This is a genomic window from Photobacterium sanguinicancri, assembly GCF_002265265.1.
Classification (GTDB): Bacteria; Pseudomonadota; Gammaproteobacteria; order Enterobacterales; family Vibrionaceae; genus Photobacterium; species Photobacterium sanguinicancri.
Window position 1 is genome coordinate 1 of the sequence record NZ_NOIF01000058.1, and the last position, 26,116, is coordinate 26,116.

Below are 26,116 nucleotides of genomic sequence, written 5' to 3' on the forward strand. Positions count from 1 at the left end.
ATCCGGAATCAGTAACTGATTCCGGATTATGTCAGCCTCATAGGATCGTTCAACTGATCCTTAACTGATCGGCATTACGCATCAGCGACCTTTTATTTTTAGTGAGCATGGTTTATCAATTAATTGATTTTACCGTGACACTGTTTGTATTTTTTACCTGAACCACATGGACAAGGCTCATTACGGCCAACTTTACGCTCTTCACGCTGGAAAGTGCCCGTGCCTTCTTCATCACTCGTACTTTCATCTGCAATTTGATTTTCCGCATTTTGATGCTGGAATTGCTGACGACGAGCAAGCTCTTCAGCTTGTTGACGACGTTCTTCTTCAATACGATCAACATCTTCTTGCTGTTGAACACGTACACGGCTCAGAATCGCAATCACGTCCGATTTCAGGCTTTCAAGCATCTCTTCAAATAACTCAAAAGATTCACGCTTGTATTCTTGTTTCGGGTTTTTCTGTGCGTAACCACGTAGGTGGATACCTTGACGCAGATGATCCATCGCCGCCAAGTGTTCTTTCCACAACATATCGAGGTTTTGCAGCATTACCGTTTTCTCGAAGTTGCGTAGTACTGGCGCACCTACAACTTCTTCTTTCTGTTGGTAAATAGCAACAGCTTGCTCGATGATACGCTCACGTAGCGCTTCTTCGTAAAGCTTCTCTTCGCTATCTAGCCATTCCTGAATAGGTAACGCTAGATCGAAGTCTGCTTTTAGACGCTCTTCAAGGCCTTGAATATCCCACATTTCTTCAAGTGATTGTGCTGGCACATATTGCTCAAAGACTGACGTTAGTACGTCATGGTGGTTTTGTGAAATCATGTCGCTGATATCTTCAGCATTCATTAATTCATCACGCAACTCATAAACCACTTTACGTTGATCATTGGCAACGTCATCAAACTCAAGCAATTGCTTACGAATATCGAAGTTACGGCCTTCAACTTTACGTTGTGCGTTCTCGATAGCCTTAGTCACCCAAGGGTGCTCGATCGCTTCGCCTTCTTCCATACCCAGTTTTTTCATCATGCCAGAAACACGATCTGAAGCGAAAATACGCATCAGGCCATCTTCCATCGACAAGTAGAAACGAGAAGAGCCCGCATCACCTTGACGACCAGAACGACCGCGTAGCTGGTTATCGATACGGCGAGATTCATGACGCTCAGTACCAATAATGTGTAAACCACCCGACGCAAGTACAGCATCGTGGCGTACTTTCCACTTCGCTTTAATGTCAGCAATTTGTGCTTCGGTTGGCTCTTCTATCTGCGCGAGTTCACTCTGCCAATGACCGCCCAATACGATATCGGTACCACGACCTGCCATGTTAGTTGCGATAGTTACCGCACCTGACTGACCAGCATTCGCAACAATATCAGCTTCTTTTTCATGGAATTTAGCATTAAGCACTTCGTGCTTGATGCCTTCTTTTTTCAATGCATTCGATAGCAGTTCAGATTTTTCAATCGAGACTGTACCAACCAACACTGGCTGACCTTTCTCTACGCGTTCTTTGATATCTTCAGCAATCGCGCCAAATTTTTCTTGCTCAGTCATGTAAACCAAATCACCCATGTCATCACGGATCATTGGCTTGTTGGTTGGCATTACAACGGTTTCAAGGTTGTAGATTGACTTGAATTCGAATGCTTCAGTATCAGCTGTACCTGTCATACCAGACAGTTTTTCGTACAAGCGGAAGAAGTTCTGGAAAGTAATAGAAGCGAGAGTTTGGTTCTCGTTCTGAATTTTCGCACCTTCTTTTGCTTCAACAGCTTGGTGTAAACCTTCAGACCAGCGACGACCCGGCATAGTACGGCCAGTATGCTCATCGACGATGATGACTTCATCATCTTTTACGATGTAATCAACATCACGTTCAAACAGCACATGAGCACGCAGAGCCGCGTTCACGTGGTGTAGCAAGCTAATGTTGGCTGGGGAGTAAAGCGTATCACCTTCTTCCATCAAGCCATTTTGTTGTAGTAGCTCTTCAACATACTCTTGGCCTGTTTCAGTTAAGTGCGCTTGCTTAGATTTTTCGTCGACAGTGTAGTGGCCGTCACCACGGTACTCTTCACTGTCTTCTTTATCTTGCTTCACTAACAGAGGGATCAAGGTATTGATCTTAGTGTAAAGCTCAGAGCTGTCTTCAGCAGGGCCAGAGATAATCAATGGGGTACGCGCTTCATCGATTAAGATGGAATCCACTTCATCGACAACCGCAAAGAAACGCTCACGTTGAACACGATCTTCCGGACGGAATGCCATGTTGTCACGCAGGTAATCGAAACCAAACTCATTATTTGTACCGTAAAGTACATCCGCTTGGTATGCTTCTTTCTTCGCTTGAGGCGGCATGTTTGGCACGTTAACGCCAACAGTCATACCTAGGAATTCAAATAGTGCGCGGTTTGTTTCGGCATCACGTGCCGCTAGGTAATCATTCACTGTAACGATGTGAACGCCTTTACCCGTTAGAGCATTAAGGTAGGCTGGTAGTGTTGCTGTTAGCGTTTTACCTTCACCAGTGCGCATTTCTGCAATCTGGCAGTTGTTCAACACCATGCCACCAATGAGCTGAACATCAAAGTGACGCATACCGAATACACGTTTTGATGCTTCGCGAACAGTAGCAAATGCTTCTGGTAGTAGTTGGTCTAGATTTTCACCTTGTTCGATACGCTCACGGAACTCGACCGTCTTGGCCTTAAGCTCTTCATCTAACAGGCTGTCAAATTGAGGTTCTAATTTATTGATTTGATCGACGATTTTGCGCAAACGACGCAGAGTGCGGTCGTTACGGCTACCGATAATTTTTGTCAGTAGTTTTGATAACATGGTGATGCCGTTTCTCTAAGTTATGTAGATTCAGCGCAATAGGCCTCTGAATCAAAGGATCAGGTTGTCACAGGGATATCCTATCCCTACTCAACAGAGCCGTGCACAATGTGCAGCAAATAAGGCCAAGTTAATGCTTACTATTGGATATTGTGGCACTTTATTTCAGTTTCAAGGGGCACAGTCAAACAAAGTCATTCTATAGGTTAAACACCGAAGTAGATATCCCCACAAAACGAAAATATTAACCAAGCAAAGCCTTGATACTAGCGTCCCCGCCAACCCACTTGAATGATATAATAAGCCATAATACCTAAGTCGCCTATGGTTAAAGCTGGAGTCTAGTTTTTCATATGCGAAAATTAGGTGTCAGCCCACAATAGTGGCATTTATTCTATTATTAATAACGGATATTTAAGCGAGAGTTATGAGAGATCATCGCCCACAAACACCGGCTCACCTATTGGATGACTCCACACTTGGCAATATCCAGCAACGTGCCGTGGCACTGGCTAAATTAAATGAGGCCGTTAAACAGCACTTAAATTGTGCAGCCCATTGCCGTGTCAGTAATTACCGTCAGCAAACACTGATCATTGAAGTATCATCGGCCAGTTGGTCGATGCGTCTAAACTTTGAAAGAAATAGTTTGATAAATAAGCTACGAGAACATTTACTGCCGCAGCTTATACAAATTGATATCAAGGTTAACCCTAATCTCGCCGCTGATGCAGAACGTAAACAACAAAAATTACCTGATATAGTACGAAAGCCAATTACAGAAAAAGCCGCAGGTTATCTACTCTATACCGCTCAGCACGCACCAGATAAAGTAAAAGCTCGGTTAGAGCGCATTGCTGCATTAGCCAAACGTCGCCAGTCAGAATAATTTAAGCCGTCTTTAGCTATTAAAAATAATCACAAACAACAGATACAAAAACGCCAGACAATGTCTGGCGTTTTTAAATTCGTTCGATGAAAAGAATTAACGTATTACGCTAATACCATACCAGGCTGAGCCAAAGTAACGGGTGAATCTTTCTCATCTTGATAGGTTGTCCACTCGTAAGCTTCTTGATCAGCTAACACAGCACGCAATAGTTTATTGTTTAATGCGTGACCTGACTTATATGCAGCCATTTCACCCACAATATTGTGACCGCACATGTAAAGGTCACCAATGGCATCCAATACTTTGTGTGTCACTAACTCGTTATCAAAGCGCAGACCGTCTTCATTAAGAATACGGTACTGGTCTAATACAATTGCGTTATCGAAACTACCGCCTAAACATAAGTTTTGCGATTGTAGGTATTCGATATCGTGCATGAAACCAAAAGTACGTGCACGACTAATGTCTTTTACGAATGATTGGCTAGAAAAATCTAACAATAAACGCTGCTGTTCAGAATCAATCGCAGGGTGATTGAATTCAATAGCGAAGTCTAAACGGAAACCGTTATATGGACGTAACTCTGCCCATTTATCGCCATCTTCTACGCGAACAGTTTTCTTGATACGTAAAAAGCGTTTTGGCGCATTCAACGTGTCGATACCTGCAGACTGTAGCAAGTAAATAAATGGGCTCGCACTGCCATCCATAATAGGAATTTCAGGCGCATCTACTTCGATAATCACATTATCGATACCCATACCTGCAAGCGCAGCGTTTAAGTGCTCAACGGTTGAGATACGTACGCCTTCGTCATTCACAAGGGCTGTACACAGCATAGTATCGCGCACCGAGTCTGCATTAGCAGGAAAATCCACTGGTGGATTTAAGTCAGTACGACGATAGATCACACCCGTATTCGCCGCAGCAGGGCGTAGAATAAGCGTGACTTTACGACCAGAGTGGAGACCCACACCAGTAGTTTGGACAATGCTTTTCAATGTACGTTGTCTGATCATCTAATTTCTCTCAACTTATGAAAGCCAAAAACACCCACTGCCCTATCACATAATAGGCAATGGGGGCTGATGTTACCACTCATCTGGTCATATCCCAAACAATTTACGTTGTTTAATCAGCTTGCTGACGTAAAAACGCAGGGATATCAAGGTAGTCATGTTCACTTTGCGGTGACGCTTTTGGCGCTGTAGCCGCAGAAGATGACGACGATGCTGGCGATTCAACAGAGTTGCTTTGCGTTAAAGGAGCCGCTTTAGGCTGTTCTTCAATCGCAGATACTGCAGCCTTCTCTTGTGAAGAGGCAACAGCAGGCGCAGGTTTAGAGGTTGTCACCAATGTAATATCTGGCTTACTTTCTTTACCAATACCTGTCGCAACAACAGTTACGCGTAGTTCGTCTGTCATTTCAGGATCAAGTGACGTACCGATAACAACGGTTGCGTTATCTGATGCGAATGCTTTCACTGTGTTACCCACAGTTTCAAACTCATCAAGACGCATATCCATGCCTGCTGTAATGTTAACAAGAACACCACGAGCACCAGCAAGATCAATATCTTCAAGTAGCGGGCTAGAAATAGCCATTTCAGCCGCTTCTTCAGCACGATCATCACCGACAGCCATACCACTACCCATCATTGCATGACCCATTTCCGACATCACTGTGCGTACATCAGCGAAATCGACATTGATCATACCAGGGCGTGTAATTAGCTCAGCAATACCTTGAACCGCATTCTTAAGTACGTCATTTGCTTTCGCAAAAGCGTCCAGTAGCGTGATACCACGGCCAAGAACTTTCAGTAATTTCTCGTTTGGAATTGTGATTAGAGAATCGACGTGCTTAGAAAGCTCCTCGATGCCCTGCTCTGCAAATGCCATACGTTTCTTACCTTCGAAGCTAAATGGTTTAGTCACCACCGCTACTGTAAGAATACCCAGTTCTTTTGCCACTTCAGCAATGATTGGAGCCGCACCAGTACCAGTACCGCCACCCATACCTGCCGCAATGAAGATCATGTCTGAACCTTGCAGTTCATTCTTGATAGCTTCACGGTCTTCCAGCGCCGAATCACGACCTACTTGTGGGTTTGCACCCGCACCTAGACCTTTAGTGATATCGCCACCGATTTGAATCACAGTGCTTACACTCGATTTACGCAGTGCTTGTGCATCGGTATTAACGGTGATGAACTCAACACCTTCAATTGATTCACGAACCATGTGATCGACAGCATTACCGCCGCCGCCGCCAACGCCAATGACCTTGATTACCGCTTCGTCAGAGATTTCCATCATCGGTTCAAACATTTGTTCTCTCCGTTATTCCTGTTCGCATCAGGTTTTAAAATTCTTTTTTAAACCAGCCGCTCACTTTAGAAAATAAACCCGAAACTGAACGTTTTGGCTCTACTTCGCTATCGTTAAACGATTGATTATCCTTTCCGTAGTGCAGCAAACCCACTGCTGTCGCATAATGCGGTGCTTGCACATAATCTGTTAATCCACTTAGCTCAAGTGGTTGGCCAATTCGGACTTGGTTTTGGAACACACGTTCCGCACACTCATTAAGCCCTTCAATTTGTGCCGCGCCACCCGTTAAAACAATGCCTGCTGCTAAGTGGTGTTTTACGCCCGCATTACGCAATTGTTCTTGGATCTCTACTAGCCTCTGATTAACTAAACCTAATAATTCGCTATAGCGAGGTTCAATCACTTCCGCTAGGGTCTGGCTCTGCAAGCTACGCGATGGTCGGCCACCAACACTAGGTACATCAACCTTGGCGTCTTTGCTAACTAACTCGCTGAGTGCACAGCCATATTTAACTTTAATTTCTTCAGCATCACCCGGAGGTGTACCGAAAGCATAAGCAATGTCGCTGGTGACAACATTACCCGCATAAGGGATCACTTCTGCATGGCGTAAAGCACCGCCAGTCCAGAAAGCTATGTCCATAGTGCCGCCGCCAATATCGACTACGCAGACACCCAGTTCACGCTCATCTGCGGTTAATACCGCATGACTTGCCGCTAAACCGGAAAAGATCAGTTGATCCACTTTTAAGCCACAACGCTCTACCGCTTTAACAATGTTACGCGCCATATCGTTGTGACAGGTAATCAAATGAACACTCGCTTCCATCCGAACGCCAGATAAACCAACAGGATTTTTAATTCCCTCTTGATAATCAATAGCAAATTCCTGAGGAATTACATGTAAAGTTCGATGTTCATCGCTAATTTTTACTGATTTCGCTGTATGAATAACACTATCGACGTCATCTTGCGTTACCTCTTTGTCAGAAATAGGCACCATGCCTTTTTCTGTCTGGCAACGAATATGTTTGCCAGATAGCGACAAGTAGACTGAATCAATTTCACAATCTGCCATCAAAGCCGCTTTATCGACAGCGCGCTGAACAGACTTAACGACAGATTCAAGATCATTGACTCCGCCTTTGTCCATACCGCGAGACGGGCTGCTACCAACACCAATAACGTTGACATTACTGTCTGGCAGCACTTCCCCAACCAAAGCACAAACTTTGGAAGTACCGATATCAAGGCCAACTATGAGTTTTTTATCTGTTGCCTTAGTCATTCGCGCACGCTCTTATTCTTTCGGTATCGTTTTCCAGCCTACAGCCGCACCAATATCGTACCGTAAATCTACGTACTCTATTGCTTTACCCTGCATTTCTATCTCAGGGTATAAGCTAATGAAACGTTCTAAACGCTCCATTCGTGTTTTTCGACCTAGCTCTAACCGAATACCATTAGTTAACTCAACACGCCAAGCTCGGCGTTCATTTAAGATAAGCGTATCAATTTCAAAGCCCGCAAGCTGTAACCTTGGTTGCATTTCATCCAATGCAGCTAAGAGTTGCTGGCTACTGCCATCAGGTCCAGATAAGTGCACTAATGCTAAGTCAGCTACCTGATTGGCATCAGCATAAAACACCTCACCGTTCATATTGACCAGATTATCCTGATTCCAAATGGCTGCAGGTTGATGTTCTAGCAAATAAACCTTTACCGTTTCTGGCCACTGCTTTCGCACTGACGCATGGGCAACCCAAGGTAGAGATTCCAAAGCACTTTGCAGACTTTCAATATCTTGGGTCATAAATGTACCCAAATGGTCGAGCTGCAAAATGGCTTGCCGAACATCATTGGTGGTTAAATGCTTTAACTCACCTTGGATGATGAGCTGCGAAAGCGGGAGACGATTAGCATCTGTCATCCAGCTCAATGCAGCACTCAGCAACCATGCAATAAACACGATAACGGCAATAAAAAAAGCGACGCCCCCTAAATGCTTAGTGGGTAGCGGCGAAGCTAAAAATACGCTTTTTTTGACTACGTCCGTCATTTCGCCAAAAACCTTACCTCTTAATGTGTAGACCTATGCTCGACACGCTAATTCAACTTGAATAAATGATTTTTGAGCAAAGTTGGTCGATTATACCGACCAAGCCGTAACTCTCCAACATTTGTTGGTTAATTTAATGCCGACTCTGAGTTCATATCTATTTCAATGATGAAAACTTTGCAATAAAAAGGTCTACATACTCAGTTATATGCGCTAAAAATCACGCTTCACGCATGGTTGCAATATTTAGCTGCATTTCTGCTAGCTGGCGGGCTACTTTACCCACATCACCAGCACCTTGCGTCAGCACCAAGTCATCTTCAGCAATAATATTGGCTAAAGCCGCAGGTAGCGCCTCAATAGTTGGAACAAAAATAGGGTCTATTTTGCCACGACCACGGATTGTTCTGCACAGTGCGCGGCCGTCAGCCCCAGCTATCGGCGTTTCACCAGCAGAGTAAACATCTAACATCACCAATACATCAACTTGCTCAAGCACATTCGCAAAATCTTCGTACAAATCGCGGGTGCGGCTATAACGATGCGGTTGGAAGATCATCACTAAGCGCTTATCTTCCCAACCGGCGCGAGCTGCCTGAATAGTGACATCAACTTCGCTTGGATGATGACCGTAATCATCGACTAGCATCACCTTGCCATTCCCGCTCTCGAACTCACCTAAGTGATCAAAACGACGACCAGTACCTTGGAATTCAACTAATGCGCGAATAATCGCACTATCATCAACGCCTTCTTCTGTCGCAACAGCAACTGCAGCCGTCGCATTCAAGGCATTGTGTTTACCAGGAACATTCAAGGTAATATCAAGGCTCGGTTTGCCTTGGCGTGCAATCGTAAAATGCCCTTGTTGGCCTGTTTGACGATAATTCAGTAGACGCACATCGGCATCGTCAGCAAAACCATAGGTAATCACTTGGCGACCAATACGTGGCAATAATTCACGTACCACAGGATCATCGATACACACTACGGCCAATCCATAAAACGGTAAATTATGCAGGAAGTCGATAAACGTCTGTTTTAAGACTTCAAAATCACCGCCATACGTTTCCATATGATCAGCTTCAATATTAGTGACAACACTCACCATTGGCTGCAGGTGCAAGAAAGAAGCATCACTTTCATCCGCTTCTGCTATCAAGTAACGGCTGCAACCTAAACGTGCATTCGTTCCTGCACTTTTCACTAATCCACCGTTAACAAACGTTGGATCTAATCCTGCTTCTGAATAAATCTGCGTCACTAGCGCTGTCGTGGTCGTTTTACCATGCGTACCTGCAATCGCAATGCCATGACGGTAACGCATAAGTTCAGCTAACATTTCTGCGCGGCGAACCACAGGGATACGTGACTCACGTGCAGCAACCAATTCAGGGTTATCTTGCGAAATAGCCGTTGATACAACGACAACACTGGCTCCCTGAACGTTTTCTGGGCGGTGACCAAAGAAAATTTCAGCACCTTTACTTTCAAGGCTGTTTGTCACCGCATTGGGGGCAATGTCAGAACCACTAATCCGGTAGCCTTCATTAACCAAAACTTCCGCAATACCACTCATGCCAGCTCCGCCGATACCGACAAAGTGAATACGCTCTACACGACGCATTTCAGGCACCATGGTCCTAATTTTGGCTAATTGTTCGTTATCCAATTTGTTGTTCATCACTGTTTCTCGTTCTAGTTTTTTGCTAGCGATTTAATTACATCTGCAACGCGAACATCGGCGTCGAGGATCGCAGCTTCTCGAGCAGCCTGTGCCATTGATAGCAGGGCTGGACGGTCAAGTTTTTGAAGTTGTTGTGCTAATTTCACAGCGGTTAAATCTGGCTGTTCAATCATTAATGCAGCGCCCGCTTGCACCAAATGATCGGCATTCAATGCTTGCTGCCGATCTTTATGCATAAACGGGACAAAAATAGCGGCGACACCAGCGGCAGATAACTCTGATACAGTCAGTGCACCTGAACGACACACGACGACATCTGCCCACTCATATGCAGCGGCGACATCATCAATAAATTCGGTCACTTTCACACCAGAAGACGCTTCAGGTTGTGCTTGATAGGCCAGCTCGGTCTCAGCTTGTGCCCCTTTACCAGCTTGGTGCCACACAGTGATATTTTCACCGAGTAACCCCGCCACTTCAGGCATAGTCTGATTTAGAATACGAGCGCCTTGGCTACCGCCCATGACCAACACACGGATAGGACCACTGCGTTGGGCAAAACGTTCCATTGGTTGTGGTAGCTCAGTCACATCTTGGCGAACAGGGTTACCAACAACCTCTTGATTTGTAAATGCTCCAGGAAATGCCTGTAAGACACGACGGGCAATTTTAGATAGCCATTGGTTAGTTAGCCCAGCGACTGCATTTTGTTCATGCAATACCACAGGAATACCACTCAGCCATGCAGCAACGCCACCAGGACCGCTCACATAGCCACCCATGCCAAGAACGACGTCAGGTTGCCATGCCTTAATATGTGCACGTGCTTGTTTGATTGCACCTAGGATTTTAAATGGTGCCGCTAACAGCCTAACGATACCTTGGCCTCTTAGCCCTTTGACTTTAATAAAATCAATCTCGATACCGTGCTTTGGCACAAGTTCCGCTTCCATTCTATCAGCGGTACCCAGCCAACGGATGTCCCATCCTTGCTGCTGTAATTGTTTCGCTACCGCAAGGCCTGGAAAAACATGTCCCCCAGTACCACCCGCCATAACAAGTAATCGTTTATTTTTTGTCATTAATCTTTTTCAACACTATTTTCTTCTGGTTCCGATTCGGTGGGGTGATATTTAGCATGAAGCCGCTGTTCGTAATCAATGCGGATCAAAATCGCAACCGCCGTCGCCATAATAAATAAACTGGAGCCACCATAACTGATCAGCGGCAAGGTCAACCCTTTGGTTGGCACAATTCCCGCAGCAGCACCAACATTGACTAACGTCTGGAAAGCAAACCAAATGCCGATACCAAATGCGAGGAAACCACCAAACAGCTGCTCGCTTTGCAATGATTTACGACCAATCAATAAGGCTTTAAACACCAAGGCGAAAATCAGCACTAATACACTCACAACACCGATTAATCCGAGTTCTTCTGCGAGTACCGCAAAAACAAAATCGGTATGCGCTTCGGGTAAATATTCTAGCTTTTGGATTGAATTACCCAATCCTTGCCCTAGCCAATCACCGCGACCAAATGCCATTAATGACTGTGTAAGTTGGTAACCACTACCAAAAGGGTCATCCCATGGGTCGAGAAAGGATGTCACCCGCCGCATACGATAAGGCTCAAAGACAATCAGTATAACGATGCCAAATATCGCGACCGCTATCATAGCGAGGAATTGCCATAATTGGGCGCCTGCAATAAATAACATGCCTACCGTGGTCACAAACATCACAACAAATGACCCTAAATCGGGTTGTTGTAGTAATAGAACAGCTAATGCCACCAGCACAGCTAACGGTTTAGCAAAACCAAGAAAGCTTGCGCGTACCTGTGAATATTGACGAACCAAATAACCCGCTAAAAAGATAAACAAAGAAAGCTTTGCCACTTCTGCTGGCTGTAAGTTAAAGATCCCTAACGGGATCCAACGCGCTGCACCATTGACTGAACGACCAATCCCCAACACAACAATCAGTAAAAATATCGATACAAACAGCATCGGCACACTTAATTGCTGCCAACGAGACAGCGGGACTTGCACCATGATGCCGATAATAAGAAGAGAGCAGCCGAGGAAAAAAGCGTGACGCAATGCAAAGTAAAACGGGATCCCCGTTAAACGGGTTGCGATTGGCACAGAGGCCGATGTCACGATCACCAAACCGATCACCATCAAAGCGAGTGCAATCCACACTAATTGGCGATCGTATAACGAAGGACTGGATGGCTTAGTAAACCATTCAGTGACGGATGTCATTCCTTCCTTGGTCTGTCTTAGCATTCATTCGCTCCTGCGACTTGATGCTGTAACTCTTTCGCTAAAGTGACAAAAGTATCACCTCGCGTCATAAAATTCGGGAATTGGTCAAAGCTCGCACAGGCAGGAGAGAGCATGATCATGTCACCTGATTGCGCCGTTGCCGCTGCTAAAACCATTGCTTGTGCCATCGTTTCGACACAAATTGGCGATTCAACCAAAGATGAAAATTGGCTGCCATCACGGCCGTAGCAATACAACTGAACATTTAGCGCCGCCAATACTGGCTGTAATTCAGAAAAATCCGCCCCTTTGCCATCTCCGCCGACCAGCAGGTGAAGCTTACCTTCAAGGCTGAGCCCTTTAAGTGCCGCTAAAGTACTCGCCACGTTAGTTGCTTTTGAATCATTCACCCATTTTACACCATGCTGTTGCACCACAAGTTGGCAACGGTGCACTAAGCCCGTATAGCGGCGTAAAGCACGGCACGCTGCGGTATGGTCAATATTTACGGCATCAGCAAGTGCCAACGCTGCAAGGCTATTCGCCACATTATGACGACCAACCAATGCAATTTCGTTAGCTGGCATGAGCGGCTGTTGATCGACAGCCAGGAACTCTAGACCGTCTTGTTCAATCAAGCCATAAGCTTGGCAATCAAAGCCAAAACTGGTTTCTGGCGCATCAAACCCAAAAGAAGCCGCTGGACGTGTCGCCAGATCATCACGGTTATACACGATTAATTCAGCATGCTCGAAAATACGCATTTTCGCCGCGCTGTAATCCGCTAAACCGTGGTAACGATCCATATGATCTTCAGATAGGTTTAAGTAAGTGGCCGCTTTCAGTTTTAGGGAAGAGGTTGTCTCAAGTTGAAAGCTTGATAATTCGAGTACGTACACATCGTGGTCATTGGCCAGCATATCTAATGCAGCGAAGCCAATATTACCGCCCACTCCTACATCGATATTGGCCTCTTTCGCCATCTCACCGACAAGGCTAGTCACGGTACTCTTACCGTTGGACCCAGTGATCGCCACGACTGGCTTGGTAACTGCACGCGCGAATAGTTCGATATCGCCCACAATTTCAATACCAGCTTCAGCTGCTTGCTGAAGCTCTGGGGTTGCCAGTGCAATGCCTGGACTCGCAACTATCATATCAGCCGCGAGTAACCACGCCATATTCCACTCTCCGCAGCACAGCTCAACACTGCTCGGGAGCGATTCCTGGCCCGGTGGAGTGGCACGTGTATCAATGACTTTAATCTCTAAATTCAGATCATAAGCCAAAGACTGTCGCACGAGGTGATGAACAACAGAAAGTCCTGTCATTCCTAACCCAATCACTACAACGCGTTTTACCCCACCTAAGCCATTCATTTAACGTACCTTCAATGTCGCAAGAGCAATTAACACTAGCATCATAGTAATGATCCAAAAACGCACGATAACACGAGGTTCTGGCCAACCTTTTAATTCGTAATGGTGATGAATCGGCGCCATTCGAAAAATACGCTGTCCGCGAAGTTTGTACGAGCCCACTTGTAAGATAACGGAGACCGTTTCCATTACAAATACACCGCCCATGATCACAAGTAGCAACTCTTGGCGAACTAAGACCGCAATAGTGCCAAGTGCGCCACCGAGTGCTAGTGAACCTACATCGCCCATAAACACTTGAGCTGGGTAAGTATTAAACCAAAGGAAACCAAGTCCAGCACCGACAATGGCGGTACAGACAATAACGAGCTCACTCGCGTTACTTAAATAAGGAATATGCAGGTAGTTAGCAAAATTCACATTACCCGTTGCCCATGCAATAAATGCCATGCCCGATGCCACCATGACCGTTGGCATAATGGCCAAGCCATCAAGGCCATCGGTTAAGTTAACCGCATTACTGGTACCGACAATCACAAAATAGGTAAATACGATGTAGAACAGGCCCAGTTGCGGCATCACATCTTTAAAGAAAGGCACAACAAGTTGAGTCGCCGCTGTATCTTTGCCATACATATACAAGGCAAATGCGACCCCCAGAGCAATGACTGACTGCCAGAAGTACTTCCAGCGCGCAACCAAGCCATCGGTATTCTTACGCACGACTTTACGGTAATCATCCACAAAACCCACTACGCCATAGCCCAGCATCACGACTAACACCGCCCATACATAGGGGTTTGATAAATCAGCCCAAAGCAAAACCGTAATGGTAATTGCAGCCAAAATCATGAGGCCGCCCATTGTTGGCGTACCTCGTTTACTAAAGTGAGATTCAGGACCTTCGTTACGTACCACTTGACCAATTTGCAACATTTGTAAGCGTGCAATTAGACGTGGTCCCATCCATAACGAGAGAACTAAAGCTGTAAGTACGCTAACAATAGCGCGGAACGTCAAATATTCGAAAAGACGAAAAAATGGGAATGTTGACTGAAGTGCGTCGGCTAACCAGTAAATCATTATTTATTTTCCTGCAGTGCGACAATCACATCTTCCATGCGGGAGCTGCGTGCTCCTTTTGCCAACACTGTAACCTCTTGGTGTTGTTTAAGTTCTTGATCTAATTGTGTCATCAATGTCGCAATCAGTGTTTGTTTATCATCAAAGTGTTGCCCTTGATTCAGCTCACTCACAACGGCACTCGTACGGCCATATGTGAAGACGCCATCAAGCAATTTGTCTTTTGCGTACTCGCCAACTTCACGATGAAGTAGTGCACTTTCTTCGCCAAGTTCAGCCATATCACCCAGCACAAACCAACGTTGACCAGCAAATGACGCAAGTAAATCAATGGCAGCTTTCACCGATGCCACGCTAGCATTATAAGTGTCATCGATAAGACGAAGTCCAGCCTGCGGTTGAGTGATATCAACCCGCCCTTTTACGTTTACCACTTGACCAAGGCCACGAATGACATCATCCAAAGACGCGCCAAGCGTATAACTCAGAGCCGCAGCAGCGAGGGCGTTCGATACATTATGCACACCGGCAAGTGTCAATATGACCGAACCCATTCCTTCGGGGGTACGCATTGTAAAACAAGCGCGACCGTCAGAGTTAACAATTATGTCATTTGCGAAAAAATCAGCGTCAGGATTGGATGCAGAGAAAGTTAAAATGCGCTGTTCCGTCAAATTTTCACGCCAATTAGGCAGATCATTTGAATCAAGATTAACAATGGCGATGCCACCAGCAGGTAAACCCTCAAAAATTTCACCTTTCGCTTTAGCTACGCCAGCTAATGAGCCAAAACCTTCTAAGTGCGCAGCGGCTAAGTTATTCACTAACGCCGTTTGGGGTTTAACCAGGTTCGTTGTATAAGCAATTTCATTTTGATGATTCGCTCCCAACTCGATCACCGCATAATCGTGATCTGAGGTTAAACGTAACAACGTGAGGGGGACACCAATATCATTATTGAAATTACCCGCTGTGGCTAATACCTTGCCTTTTAGGCCAAGAATTGCCGCCACCATTTCTTTCACCGTGGTCTTACCGCAACTGCCTGTCAGCGCGACGGTTTTAAGGCCGTTTGTCTGGGTCAGCGTTTTAGCAACCCAAGCACCGAGTTGACCCAGTGCTAATCGGGTGTCGGTTACCACTAGCTGTGGAATATCGATAGGTAAGTAACGACTAACCAGTAAAGCTTTCGCGCCGCTATCAACCGCAGCCTGACAAAAGTCATGCGCATCAAATCGCTCACCTTTCAATGCGACAAATAAAGCGTTGCAATCGATCTGGCGAGTATCTGTTGATACTGAGGTGATGCGGATATCATCACCCATTAATGTGGCATCTAACTCATCGGCTAGATGAGACAATTGCACGTCAATCATGCATGCGTCTCCAATAAGGTTTGAACCGTTTCACGGTCAGAATAGTGGATCGTTTGATCAGCTAGAATTTGGTAATCTTCATGACCTTTCCCAGCCACTAAAACAATGTCTTGTTCGCTAGCGTGCAGCATTGCATATTGGCAAGCACTGAATCGGTCGTGGATCACTGATGCTTGATTTGCATTCACCAACCCAGCTTTCATATCCAGCATGATCTGCTCTGGATCTTCACTGCGCGGGTTATCATCAGTTAAGATAATATGATCAGCTTGCTGTTCTGCAATTGCCGCCATCATTGGACGTTTGCCGGTATCTCGATCACCGCCACAACCAAAAATACACCATAGCTTACCGTCACAATGTACTTGTAATGCCTGCAAAGCTTTTTCTAGCGCATCTGGCGTATGAGCATAATCCACCACCATCATAGGTTTGTCAGTTTTTTGAAAAACTTCCATTCGCCCTATCACGGCGTTTAACTGTGGTGCGGTCGCAATAAGCTGAGCGATATCATGCCCTGTCGCCAGTAGCGTCGCCAACGCCAACATAATATTCATGACATTAAACGAACCGACCAATGGCGCAGTAAACGTTCCTGCTCCCCATGATGAATCAACACTCAGCGTGACACCTTGAGTACTGTACGTCACCGCGGTTAACCACAATGCGGGCCCTTGATGCTCAGCAGCAACGCTCACTTGTGTTGTCACCGCAACAGCATCAGGTAAGGTCGTTAGCCATTGGCGCCCAACTTCGTCATCCATATTAATGACAGCAACACCTGCGTGATGTTCAGTAAAGAGGGTTTGTTTAGCCGCTGCGTAATTAGCCATGTCACCATGGTAATCTAGGTGATCTCGACTCAAGTTGGTAAAAATACTGGCTGCAAAATGCAGTGCTTTAACACGCCCTTGCACTAACCCGTGCGACGAGACTTCCATCGCAGCAAAAGACGCCCCCTGCTGGTATAAATCAGCCAGTACATGTTGAATTTCAATCGCACTGCCAGTGGTATTTGCTGCAGGTATTAGATTGCTCAGCAAACCGTTACCTGTAGTGCCCATAACGCCAGCACGGTAACCGACCAGCTCTGCCCACTGTGCCAGAATTTGGCTAATCGTTGTTTTGCCATTGGTGCCCGTCACCGCCACCAGTTTTAGCTGCTCATCTGGCTGCTGATAAAAAATCTTGGCGATGGCAGATAGATGTAGGTTCAGTTGCGAAAAATAGATAATTGGCACACCGTGCTGTAGGCGTACCTCTCCGTGTAAAGCCTCGCCCTCAGCTTCAGCCAACACCGCAATGGCACCTTGCTCTATCGCTTTATCGATAAAGCGACGACCATCAATCTGATGACCTTTAACAGCAGCAAACAAGCTACCACTGTTAACATCACGACTGTCTAACGTAAATGATGACGGTGCTAATGCGCTTATTTCATCGCTCAATATTGTTGCGACTGGCAACCACGGTGTCAGTAAGCACCCGATAGTTTTGTTTTGATTATGTATCGGCATTCGAGGTGCCTCTGTTATGGACAACATTTAACTTTTCGCCAGAACCCGCGTCTGGCGGCACATTCAAAATTTGCAGTGCACTTCCCATCACATCTGCAAATATTGGCGCCGCAATTGCGCCGCCATAATATTGATCACCCTGAGGCTCATTTACGACGACAACCATAGCAATACGCGGATTACTGATAGGCGCAAGACCCGCCGTCATCGCAATGTATTCATCACTGTATCCGCCAGCGGCAGCAACTTTTGCGGTCCCCGTTTTGGCACCCACGCGGTAACCAGGTACCGCAGCACGTTTAGCACTGCCTTCTTTCCCCGTTACCATTTCAAGCATTTTTAGTAACTTACGCGTATTCTCAACAGACACCACTTGGCGCCCAGGAATAACATCATCCGTTTTTAGGATGGAGAGCGGACGGCTCACACCTAGCGCACCCAAGGTTGCGTAAGCACGTACTAACTGAATGGGTGTAACCGAAATACCGTAGCCAAAAGCTAAGGTAGCACGTTCAAAATCGGACCAACGACGGCGATCTGGGAAGAAACCTTGTGATTCGCCAATCAGGTTAATGCCTGACGGGTCTCCCATACCAACACTGCTATACATACCGAGCAAGGCTTCAACAGGCATAGCTAGTGATAGTTTACTGACACCAATGTTACTGGATTTTTGTAAGATACGGGCTAAGTTGGCTTTACCGACTTTTGATACGTCACGCACTCGACTTCCACCGACCTGCATAATGCCATTGCCAGTATCAATAATCGTGTTTTCATCAGCGACACCGTTTTCGAGTGCCGTTAGCACCACAAAAGGTTTAATGGTTGAGCCAGGCTCCATCGCATCAGTAATGACCCGATTACGCATTCGAAAACTTTGCAAACCATCACGGTTATTAGGGTTATAAGAGGGGGCATTCACCATGGCCAGCACTTCACCAGTCCGAACGTCAACCATTACCACACTGGCAGACGTGGCACGGTAATCGACAACCGCTTGTTTTACGGCGCGGTATGCCATGGCTTGCAAACGCTGATCGATACTCAGTTCTAGCGGCTTACCTGGCTCTCGCTGTTTAAGCGAAATATTTTCAACTACGCGGCCATAGCGATCTTTTCGCACCGTTTTACGCCCGGGTTCACCAGTTAACCAACCATCATAGGTACGTTCAACGCCTTCTAAACCGTGGCTATCAATGCCCGTCATACCAATTAAATGCGCACTCACTTCACCAGCAGGGTAAAAACGGCGGGATTCGTCTTTTAGGCCTACGCCAGCAAGCTTGAGCTTACTCACATACGCCGCCATAGCAGGACTAACCTGACGGGCTAAATAAATAAAACGACGCTTTTGATTTTTTTCAATTCGCTTAACTAACTTTTGGCGATCAAGGCCTAAGACATCAGCAAGCGCATGCCAGCGGGCCTGTTCGACCATGCCACCATGCTTATAAATTTGAACAGGATCGGCCCATACCGCCTGTACAGGTACACTCACGGCAAGCTGCTCACCGTTACGGTCAGAAATAATACCGCGCGCTGACGGGAGTGCTTTCACGCGAAGTGAACGCAAATCGCCTTCTTGGATAAGTTTGCCCGGCTCTAACACTTGAATATAAGCCGCACGACCGATCAATAGACCTAAGGCTAAAATAACGCAGCCGCAAATAAGATTAAAACGCCACGGTATGAATACGGGAGGCGCTTTAACACGGCGTTGATTGGTGGTTTTAGTTCGTTTGAAGATATTCATCATCACTGGACAACTATTTCATTCGCCGCGGTTGGGCGCTTCATCTCAAGTTGTGTTTCAGCTAAGCGCTCCACACGACTATGCTCGGCCAGAGAATTCTCTTCCAATATTTGATTTCGCCACTCAATATCGAGCTGGTCACGCTCGATAAGGAGTTGCTCTTGCTGAACGATCAATTGACGCGAGTGATGGGTGATATACACCACCGCCAACGCCGACCCTAAGATCAATATCAAGAGTAATAACGGCAGTCGCCCAATCGAAAAGAGATCTTTGACGATCAAGCGCGCTACGTTAATTGATGGTTCAGCGGTTGGCTTCATAACTTCTCGGCTAAACGCAACACAGAACTACGCGCACGGGTATTGTGGCCGAGTTCATTCGTTGAAGGTTTAATCGCTTTACTCGCCAATTTCAAATCGGCACTGCCTAGCGCTTTAATTTGATCTTCCGTTAATGGTAAACCAGCAGGTACTTCAGGCCCTTTGCTGTGTTTACGCATAAAACGTTTAACCATGCGATCTTCTAGCGAATGGAAGCTAATAATAGATAAGCGGCCTTGAGGAGCTAACACTTTAAGAGCGCCATTCAAAGCAACATCAATTTCTTCTAGTTCACTGTTAATGTAGATACGGATCGCTTGGAAGCTACGCGTCGCTGGGTGCTTATGCTTATCACGGAATGGCGATACAGCAGCAATCAAGCTCGCTAATTGGGTCGTGCGCGTTAATGGCTCTTTTTCTGGGTTTTCACGGTGCTCAACAATGCCACGCGCGATACGTTTAGCGAAACGTTCTTCACCAAACTCTTTGAGTACCCATGCAATATCATCAGCATCTGCTTCAGCTAGCCACTCTGCAGCTGAAAGGCCCGTAGTCGGGTCCATACGCATATCAAGTGGGCCGTCACGCATGAAGCTAAAGCCACGCTCTGCATCATCCAGTTGCGGTGATGAAACACCAAGATCAAGCAATACGCCGTCAACTTGGCCTAGCAGTTCTCGGGTTTCCATATAATCAGCCATGCCTGAAAATGGGCCATGGATAATAGAGAAACGCGGATCATCAATTGTCTGAGCTTCAGCAATCGCTTGTGGATCACGGTCGATACCGTAAAGACGGCCATTTTCGCCCAGCTTAGATAAAATCAGGCGGCTGTGGCCACCACGGCCAAACGTGCCATCGATATAAATACCATCGGGCTTAATATCGAGACCGTCTACTGATTCATGAAGTAAGACGGAGATGTGCTCAAATTGTTCTGACATAAATAATATAGTTTCAACTAGAGTGAAAGCTCACTAAGGCGCACTGATAAAGCAGTGGGATCCTCAGCCTGAAATTGTGTATCCGTTATGATCTGTTGCTGCCAATGAGGCGCATGCCAAATCTCAAATTTATTGTACTGCCCCACCAGCATGATCTTACTTTCTAGCTCGGCGTAGTCACGTAACGATGGTGCAATTAATAAACGACCTTGGCTATCCATTTCACATTCACTCGCATGCCCTAATAGCAAGCGCTGTAAGCGACGCTCTGCGGGCTGAAAGCTGGATAAACGGGAAAGCTTTTGCTCAATGCGCTCCCATTCCTGAAGGGGATATAATAGCAGACAGGGGTATTGATGATCGATGGTGCACACAAATAAGCCATCACACGATGAGTGTAATAGCTCTCGGTAGCGTTTGGGCACAGCCAAACGTCCTTTTCCGTCCATTGAAACGGCAGTGACACCTCGAAGCATAAAATGTGCTCTGTAATATCCCTATTATCAATCAAACACTTATATAAAGTGTTTATTATTAATAGTTAGATTTCGCAAGGCATTCCCACTTTTCACCACAATAAGCCACTTTGAAGTGTACGTATTAGTCAAAAAAGAAGTCAAGAAAGCAGAGAATAATTAGCAGAAAAATCACACTTCTTGCTACTAAAGTCGCGATATAGCGGTTTTAAAACGAAAAAAGGTGATGCTGCAGTTCATATGAACACAGCACCACCTTCATTCTTTGTAGGGTGAGTTGGCCGATGAGCCGGGTTCTGTCCCGCTTACGCGGTGGTAACCATTCATCTAGGCCTGCAATCGCTCACAGGCTCAAGCAACCTACCCGTCCCCAACGCGAGCCGCGCCAATAGGGACCTATTTGGTCTTGCTCCGGGTGGAGTTTACCGTGCCACGAACTATTACTAGCCGCGCGGTGCGCTCTTACCGCACCCTTTCACCCTTACCTGTTCTCGCAAGCGAGTCATCGGCGGTTTACTCTCTGCTGCACTGGTCGTGGGCTCACGCCCCCCAGACGTTATCTGGCACCCTGCTCTGTGGAGCCCGGACTTTCCTCCCCCTCGTCACTCTCCCTAAGGATATTAACGAAGCAGCGGTTACCTTGGCCAACTCAGGCGGCGGATTGTATAAGACTCCCGCCGCAGTTACCAGTGAAATCAGTATCGGCGCGGTAGCTTGGTCAAAAAAAGCACATCTTTATGCGCAACCTAAGGCCATTTGCTTTACTCAAAAACCGAATCTATCACCGACCTTGATTACTCTAGGTTTTCTAAACCCCATTTATACAAGGCATTCTTTTTAGATGAATGGATCTCTGCCGCCAGTGCTGCCGCTTTTTTAAGTGGTAACTCTTTAGCCAACAATGTGACAGTACGCAGTGCTTCAGGCGAGAGCTCTGTTTTATCAGCACGGTGACCCGCAACAAGCACTACCATTTCACCACGAAGGCGATTGCGGTCTTCGTTTAACCATGGAATAAGCTCACCCAAGGGTGCACCATGGATCGTTTCATAAGTTTTAGTCAGCTCACGCGCTAAAACAACCTGACGATCTGGCCCCAAAATTGCCAACATATCAGCTAAAGAGTCTAAAATACGATGAGGTGATTCATAAAAAATAAGCGTACGTGCGTCATTTTCTAATTCCGTAAACGTATCGCGTCGTCCCTTGCTCTTTGGCGGTAAAAAGCCTTCAAAGCTAAAGCGGTCTGACGGCAAGCCAGCACCACTTAGTGCCGTAATAACAGCACACGGTCCTGGCAAAGGAACAACTTTAACATCGGCCTGACGACAACGGTTGACTAAGTGGTATCCTGGATCACTGATCAGCGGTGTACCAGCATCTGACACTAATGCGATGCTTGTACCAGCCTGAAGTTTTTCGATCAAAAAGTCCGCTTTCTGCTGTTCATTATGATCGTGAAGCGCAAAGGTGCGGGTTGAGATAGAAAAATGGGACAGCAAACGGGAAGTATGACGGGTATCTTCGGCCGCAATTAGGTCGACATTTGCCAATACATCCAATGCGCGCTGTGTAATGTCGGCTAAATTACCGATTGGTGTCGGGACGATGTACAAAGTTGCGACATCTACCGCGCATGAATTGGTCTCACTCATTTGTCTAAGATCTCATCTGCAATTAATATAGAGAGTAATTTGTCACAGTTGAAAGAATTCAATGCTTAATTTTACCCAGAAGCGTAAAAGTGTATCACGACTACTCGCGCCTGTAGCCCTTGCTGTGATTTTGGCAGGCTGTAGCTCATCGCCACAACAGCAAGCAAATGTCGCTGATATTACCGCTGTCGCGCAACAAAGCTCAGCATCTTACCTTATCAAAGCCGAATCGTCCGAAGGTGTAACCAGCATCAACTGGCATATTTTGGCATTGAAAGCCCTTATCAAAGAAGGTAGTTGGCCACAAGCTGACAAACAAGCAATGCGTTTATCACGCATGTCGCTGACGCCTGTTCAACTGGCGGAATGGCAATTAGCACGCGCAACGCTACGCTACCAGCAAGGCCAACCGCAACAAGCACTCGAAACACTGAATTTTCAACCTTGGTGGCAATTATCGCCAAGCCAATACAGTCGCTATCACCAATTTAGAGCTGAACTGTTTGCTCAAACGAACCAACCATTTAAAGCTGCTCAAGCCCGAACGGCACTTGATCAATACCTTGATAATACCCAAAAAGCAGATAACTGGCAGGCATTGTGGAGCGATCTATCACGCTACAGCAATAATCAACTGCAAAGCGTAACACTCGCAGACAATGAAACCGTACTGCGTGGTTGGGTTCAACTGACTATTTTGAAAAACACTTACTTGTCACGCCCAACCCAGCTTAAAGGGGCAATCGAAGAATGGTTAACAGCCAATCCTTATCACCCTGCCAACCAATATCTACCTGCAGATTTACAAGCCATCATGGACTTAGAGATCGCACAATTAGATAAAGTGGCGTTGCTGCTCCCTATGAGTGGTCGCTACGAGACACAAGGCAAGGCTGTACGTGATGGGTTTATTAATGCCATGCTGGATGATAGTGGCCGCGATATCAACACCGAGCTAAACGTGTTTGATACCGAAGGCGAATCGATGAATGTCATTCTCGATAAGCTAACGCAAGATGGCGTTCAGTTCGTGATCGGTCCATTACGTAAAAATAAAGTGACTGAATTCCAGCAACTGAACAGTACTAAAATCACTCAGCTTGCACTTAACGAACCAGCACAGCTCGATCTGCGCCAAGCCAATACGTGTTATTTCTCGCTTTCGCCTGAGCAGGAAGCTGAGCAAGCCGCACAACACTTATTCGCTAAAGGACACAAATTCCCATTAGTCCTAGCACCAAGCAGTAAATTTGGTCAACGTGTAAGCGCCGCCTTTACAGAGCAGTGGCAACAGCTAACAGGTCAATCACCTGATGTTGAATCATTTGGTTCTCGGAAACAAATTCAACAGCAAATTGCGACAATCTTTGGTTTAACAGAAAGCCAAACACGCATTAACCAAATGCAACAAGTCACGGGTCGTTCGTTGGAGTCACAGCAACGTAGTCGCCGTGACACTGATGCCGTGTATTTAATTGCCAACAAAGCAGAACTCACCCTGCTAAAACCTTTTATTGATGTTGCAATCAACCCAGATCAAAAGCCACCAAAACTGTACGCCAGCTCACGAGGCAATCCGGATAAAACCAGTGATACCAGTGAGCTTCGTGGCATTGAGTTCAGTGATATTCCACTGCTGGTCGAACCAAACCAGAACTTTATGACACGTTTTGATACACTATGGCCGAACAAAAACAATGGTGCGATTCGCTTGCATGCCTTTGGTATGGATGCTTACAAAATGATCACTGAATTACCACAGATGCGTGTCGTTGAAAGCTACAGCACGCCGGGTAAAACGGGGATCTTGAGCATTGATGAACAATGTGTTGTTCAACGCCAGATAAGCTGGGCAGAATTCACCAATACGGGAATTCAATCTGTTCAATAAACGCCAAGTTGGCCAGCAATTTGAAGCCCTTGCCGAGCGTTATCTCAGCGAGCAAGGGCTAATACCCGTCACACGCAATTTCCACTGCCGCGGTGGTGAAATAGATTTAATCATGCGTGAAGGTAATTGCTGGATCTTTGTTGAAGTGAAATATCGCAAACAGGCTCGTTACGGTTCGGCTGTTGAAGCGGTGACCTGGCAAAAACAGCAAAAATTAAAACGAGCTGCATTCTATTGGCTCAGCAAACAAGGGTTATCTGCCGAACATACTGCATTTCGGTTTGATATCGTCGCAATCCAAGGTTCTGACCACCATATTGAATGGTTGACGAATACCTTAGTGGAAGGTTAATTCATGCTAGAAAGCATTAGAGAAAGTTTTACCGAGAGCATCCAAACACAAATTGCAGCGGCAGAAGCCCTGCCTGATGCGATCTCGCAAGCAGCACAAGTTATGGTACAAAGCCTACTTAACGGCAATAAAATTCTTTGTTGCGGCAATGGTGGTTCAGCAGCTAACGCCCAACACTTTGCATCATGCATGATCAACCGTTTTGAAACTGAGCGCCCTAGCCTTCCTGCTCTTGCATTAACCGCAGACACGACGACACTAACGGCAGTTGCGAACGACTACCACCATGATGAAGTCTTTTCTAAGCAAGTACGAGCTCTTGGTCAAAAAGGCGATATTCTTTTTGTTTTATCGACTAGCGGTAACAGTAAAAATATTATCAAGTCGATGGAAGCTGCCCTAACTCGCGACATGACAATCATTGCTCTAACAGGTAAAGATGGCGGAGAGATGGCCGGCTTACTTGGCATTCAAGATGTAGAGATCCGCATTCCATCGATGCGTACCTGTCGCATTCAAGAAGGCCACTTACTCACAGTTCACTGCCTGTGTGATCTGATTGATAAAGTTCTATTCCCCCACCACGAGGGCTAAGTAATGACAGCATGGCGTGTATGTTTAATGGCAGTATGCCTGTGGTTTGTGCAAGGTTGCGCAGGCATTACCGATGCTGACCCACGAGGCGCTAAACAGCAGTGGTTTGACAAAGAGATCGAGATGGAAGTGGCGGGGATGGTAAATAAGCCACCTTTTCGCCAGCAAGCTCGAATCAATGTAGTGTCTTACGACGGAAATGTACTGTTGATCGGACAGGCAACAAAGCAAGAGGTTGCGAATCAGTTAGAACAGGCAATTAAACAGCTGACAAATGTTAACGCGGTTTATAACCAAGTAAGGATACGTGCTCTACCTGACCTTGGCGAAGTAAGCAAAGATAGCTGGCTCACCACCAAAGTAAAATCAATGATGGTCGGCAGCAAGCAGCTCAAAGATGCCTCGATTAAAGTGATCACTGAAAACCAAGAAGTGTTCTTACTTGGTTATGTCACCCAAGAACAAGCAAACATTGCGACCGACATTGCGCGTAATGTCGATGGCGTAAAGCAAGTCATCAAAGTTTTTGAATATCCCGATCAGTAAATTGCTCGTTTAATCTCAGTACATACCGATATAAAAAAACGCAGCCATTGGCTGTAATGCCGATCAGTTAGCGTAAATATGATCGGTTGAACGATCCTCCAGAGCTGTCAAAATCCAAGTGTAATTAATGC

Annotated in this window: 22 protein-coding genes and 1 other RNA gene; 5 read left to right on the plus strand and 18 right to left on the minus strand. The window is 46.1% G+C overall.

Annotated features, from left to right (window positions below; translation table 11 throughout):
* Positions 1–119: 119 nt before the first annotated feature.
* Positions 120–2,849 carry a preprotein translocase subunit SecA gene (secA, locus tag ASV53_RS10805; RefSeq protein WP_094957102.1) on the minus strand — a complete coding sequence of 910 codons (2,730 nt, stop codon included), beginning with the start codon at positions 2,847–2,849 and terminating at the stop codon, positions 120–122.
* 427 nt (positions 2,850–3,276) lie between these two features.
* Here secA and ASV53_RS10810 point away from each other — a divergent pair, with 427 nt between their 5' ends.
* On the plus strand, positions 3,277–3,738 hold the full coding sequence (locus ASV53_RS10810; RefSeq protein ID WP_062689664.1) for a DUF721 domain-containing protein: 462 nt from the start codon (positions 3,277–3,279) through the stop codon (positions 3,736–3,738).
* 104 nt (positions 3,739–3,842) lie between these two features.
* On the opposite strand, the gene lpxC is transcribed toward ASV53_RS10810, so the two are convergent.
* The 17 genes from lpxC to rsmI form a co-directional block, all read right to left on the minus strand.
* Positions 3,843–4,760 (minus strand): UDP-3-O-acyl-N-acetylglucosamine deacetylase, encoded by a 918-nt coding sequence (gene lpxC / locus ASV53_RS10815; RefSeq protein WP_048899240.1) that lies wholly within the window; start codon positions 4,758–4,760, stop codon positions 3,843–3,845.
* 112 nt (positions 4,761–4,872) lie between these two features.
* Positions 4,873–6,072 (minus strand): cell division protein FtsZ, encoded by a 1,200-nt coding sequence (gene ftsZ / locus ASV53_RS10820; RefSeq protein ID WP_094957103.1) that lies wholly within the window; start codon positions 6,070–6,072, stop codon positions 4,873–4,875.
* A gap of 34 nt (positions 6,073–6,106) precedes the next feature.
* On the minus strand, positions 6,107–7,363 hold the full coding sequence (gene ftsA / locus ASV53_RS10825; RefSeq protein WP_062689662.1) for a cell division protein FtsA: 1,257 nt from the start codon (positions 7,361–7,363) through the stop codon (positions 6,107–6,109).
* 12 nt (positions 7,364–7,375) lie between these two features.
* Positions 7,376–8,134, minus strand: coding sequence for a cell division protein FtsQ/DivIB (locus tag ASV53_RS10830; RefSeq protein ID WP_062689661.1), 759 nt, complete (start codon positions 8,132–8,134; stop codon positions 7,376–7,378).
* Positions 8,135–8,354: 220 nt separating this feature from the next.
* On the minus strand, positions 8,355–9,818 hold the full coding sequence (gene murC / locus ASV53_RS10835; RefSeq protein WP_094957104.1) for a UDP-N-acetylmuramate--L-alanine ligase: 1,464 nt from the start codon (positions 9,816–9,818) through the stop codon (positions 8,355–8,357).
* Between the two features lie 14 nt (positions 9,819–9,832).
* Positions 9,833–10,903, minus strand: coding sequence for an undecaprenyldiphospho-muramoylpentapeptide beta-N-acetylglucosaminyltransferase (gene murG, locus ASV53_RS10840; RefSeq protein WP_094957105.1), 1,071 nt, complete (start codon positions 10,901–10,903; stop codon positions 9,833–9,835).
* On the minus strand, positions 10,903–12,114 hold the full coding sequence (gene ftsW / locus ASV53_RS10845; RefSeq protein WP_094957106.1) for a cell division protein FtsW: 1,212 nt from the start codon (positions 12,112–12,114) through the stop codon (positions 10,903–10,905). The genes murG and ftsW overlap by 1 nt, the downstream gene beginning before the upstream one ends.
* Positions 12,108–13,472 (minus strand): UDP-N-acetylmuramoyl-L-alanine--D-glutamate ligase, encoded by a 1,365-nt coding sequence (murD, locus tag ASV53_RS10850; RefSeq protein ID WP_094957107.1) that lies wholly within the window; start codon positions 13,470–13,472, stop codon positions 12,108–12,110. Before murD ends, ftsW begins: the two co-directional genes overlap by 7 nt.
* On the minus strand, positions 13,473–14,555 hold the full coding sequence (gene mraY, locus ASV53_RS10855) for a phospho-N-acetylmuramoyl-pentapeptide-transferase (RefSeq protein WP_094957108.1): 1,083 nt from the start codon (positions 14,553–14,555) through the stop codon (positions 13,473–13,475).
* Positions 14,555–15,931 (minus strand): UDP-N-acetylmuramoyl-tripeptide--D-alanyl-D-alanine ligase, encoded by a 1,377-nt coding sequence (murF, locus tag ASV53_RS10860; RefSeq protein ID WP_094957109.1) that lies wholly within the window; start codon positions 15,929–15,931, stop codon positions 14,555–14,557. Before murF ends, mraY begins: the two co-directional genes overlap by 1 nt.
* On the minus strand, positions 15,928–17,448 hold the full coding sequence (gene murE / locus ASV53_RS10865) for a UDP-N-acetylmuramoyl-L-alanyl-D-glutamate--2,6-diaminopimelate ligase (protein ID WP_094957110.1): 1,521 nt from the start codon (positions 17,446–17,448) through the stop codon (positions 15,928–15,930). Before murE ends, murF begins: the two co-directional genes overlap by 4 nt.
* Positions 17,435–19,204, minus strand: coding sequence for a peptidoglycan glycosyltransferase FtsI (gene ftsI / locus ASV53_RS10870; protein WP_094957115.1), 1,770 nt, complete (start codon positions 19,202–19,204; stop codon positions 17,435–17,437). The genes murE and ftsI overlap by 14 nt, the downstream gene beginning before the upstream one ends.
* Before the next feature lie 2 nt (positions 19,205–19,206).
* Complete coding sequence (gene ftsL, locus ASV53_RS10875; protein WP_062689649.1) at positions 19,207–19,527, minus strand: cell division protein FtsL; 321 nt, start codon at positions 19,525–19,527, stop codon at positions 19,207–19,209.
* Positions 19,524–20,471, minus strand: coding sequence for a 16S rRNA (cytosine(1402)-N(4))-methyltransferase RsmH (gene rsmH, locus ASV53_RS10880; protein ID WP_094957111.1), 948 nt, complete (start codon positions 20,469–20,471; stop codon positions 19,524–19,526). Before rsmH ends, ftsL begins: the two co-directional genes overlap by 4 nt.
* A 17-nt stretch (positions 20,472–20,488) precedes the next feature.
* A complete protein-coding gene (gene mraZ / locus ASV53_RS10885; RefSeq protein ID WP_094957112.1) occupies positions 20,489–20,947 on the minus strand; it encodes a division/cell wall cluster transcriptional repressor MraZ in 459 nt (152 codons plus the stop codon).
* Positions 20,948–21,216: 269 nt separating this feature from the next.
* An RNA gene (gene rnpB / locus ASV53_RS10890) (RNase P RNA component class A) lies at positions 21,217–21,599 on the minus strand.
* A gap of 142 nt (positions 21,600–21,741) precedes the next feature.
* Positions 21,742–22,602 (minus strand): 16S rRNA (cytidine(1402)-2'-O)-methyltransferase, encoded by an 861-nt coding sequence (gene rsmI, locus ASV53_RS10895; RefSeq protein WP_094957113.1) that lies wholly within the window; start codon positions 22,600–22,602, stop codon positions 21,742–21,744.
* 61 nt (positions 22,603–22,663) lie between these two features.
* Here rsmI and ASV53_RS10900 point away from each other — a divergent pair, with 61 nt between their 5' ends.
* Genes ASV53_RS10900 through ASV53_RS10915 form a run of 4 tightly spaced genes read left to right on the plus strand, consistent with a single transcriptional unit; the run spans position 22,664 to position 25,985 of the window.
* Complete coding sequence (locus ASV53_RS10900; RefSeq protein ID WP_094957114.1) at positions 22,664–24,493, plus strand: penicillin-binding protein activator; 1,830 nt, start codon at positions 22,664–22,666, stop codon at positions 24,491–24,493.
* Positions 24,483–24,845, plus strand: a complete 363-nt coding sequence (locus ASV53_RS10905) for a YraN family protein (RefSeq protein WP_239928783.1) — start codon at positions 24,483–24,485, stop codon at positions 24,843–24,845. Before ASV53_RS10900 ends, ASV53_RS10905 begins: the two co-directional genes overlap by 11 nt.
* Before the next feature lie 3 nt (positions 24,846–24,848).
* Entirely contained in the window at positions 24,849–25,439 is a 591-nt protein-coding gene (locus ASV53_RS10910; RefSeq protein WP_062689643.1) for a phosphoheptose isomerase, read from the plus strand.
* 3 nt (positions 25,440–25,442) lie between these two features.
* Positions 25,443–25,985: a BON domain-containing protein gene (locus tag ASV53_RS10915; RefSeq protein WP_062689641.1), complete on the plus strand. Its 543-nt coding sequence runs from the start codon at positions 25,443–25,445 to the stop codon at positions 25,983–25,985.
* Positions 25,986–26,116: the final 131 nt, after the last annotated feature.

Coding starts and splice junctions, on each gene's coding strand:
- ftsW (WP_094957106.1), bottom strand. CDS start 12,114: ATGCTAAGACAGACCAAGGAAGGAATGACATCCGTCACTGAATGGTTT.
- secA (WP_094957102.1), bottom strand. CDS start 2,849: ATGTTATCAAAACTACTGACAAAAATTATCGGTAGCCGTAACGACCGC.
- ftsA (WP_062689662.1), bottom strand. CDS start 7,363: ATGACTAAGGCAACAGATAAAAAACTCATAGTTGGCCTTGATATCGGT.
- mraZ (WP_094957112.1), bottom strand. CDS start 20,947: ATGCTTCGAGGTGTCACTGCCGTTTCAATGGACGGAAAAGGACGTTTG.
- lpxC (WP_048899240.1), bottom strand. CDS start 4,760: ATGATCAGACAACGTACATTGAAAAGCATTGTCCAAACTACTGGTGTG.
- ASV53_RS10915 (WP_062689641.1), top strand. CDS start 25,443: ATGACAGCATGGCGTGTATGTTTAATGGCAGTATGCCTGTGGTTTGTG.
- ftsI (WP_094957115.1), bottom strand. CDS start 19,204: ATGAATATCTTCAAACGAACTAAAACCACCAATCAACGCCGTGTTAAA.
- ASV53_RS10810 (WP_062689664.1), top strand. CDS start 3,277: ATGAGAGATCATCGCCCACAAACACCGGCTCACCTATTGGATGACTCC.
- murE (WP_094957110.1), bottom strand. CDS start 17,448: ATGCCGATACATAATCAAAACAAAACTATCGGGTGCTTACTGACACCG.
- ftsL (WP_062689649.1), bottom strand. CDS start 19,527: ATGAAGCCAACCGCTGAACCATCAATTAACGTAGCGCGCTTGATCGTC.
- murC (WP_094957104.1), bottom strand. CDS start 9,818: ATGAACAACAAATTGGATAACGAACAATTAGCCAAAATTAGGACCATG.
- ASV53_RS10910 (WP_062689643.1), top strand. CDS start 24,849: ATGCTAGAAAGCATTAGAGAAAGTTTTACCGAGAGCATCCAAACACAA.
- ftsZ (WP_094957103.1), bottom strand. CDS start 6,072: ATGTTTGAACCGATGATGGAAATCTCTGACGAAGCGGTAATCAAGGTC.
- murD (WP_094957107.1), bottom strand. CDS start 13,472: ATGAATGGCTTAGGTGGGGTAAAACGCGTTGTAGTGATTGGGTTAGGA.
- rsmI (WP_094957113.1), bottom strand. CDS start 22,602: ATGAGTGAGACCAATTCATGCGCGGTAGATGTCGCAACTTTGTACATC.
- murF (WP_094957109.1), bottom strand. CDS start 15,931: ATGATTGACGTGCAATTGTCTCATCTAGCCGATGAGTTAGATGCCACA.
- murG (WP_094957105.1), bottom strand. CDS start 10,903: ATGACAAAAAATAAACGATTACTTGTTATGGCGGGTGGTACTGGGGGA.
- ASV53_RS10830 (WP_062689661.1), bottom strand. CDS start 8,134: ATGACGGACGTAGTCAAAAAAAGCGTATTTTTAGCTTCGCCGCTACCC.
- rsmH (WP_094957111.1), bottom strand. CDS start 20,471: ATGTCAGAACAATTTGAGCACATCTCCGTCTTACTTCATGAATCAGTA.
- mraY (WP_094957108.1), bottom strand. CDS start 14,555: ATGATTTACTGGTTAGCCGACGCACTTCAGTCAACATTCCCATTTTTT.
- ASV53_RS10900 (WP_094957114.1), top strand. CDS start 22,664: ATGCTTAATTTTACCCAGAAGCGTAAAAGTGTATCACGACTACTCGCG.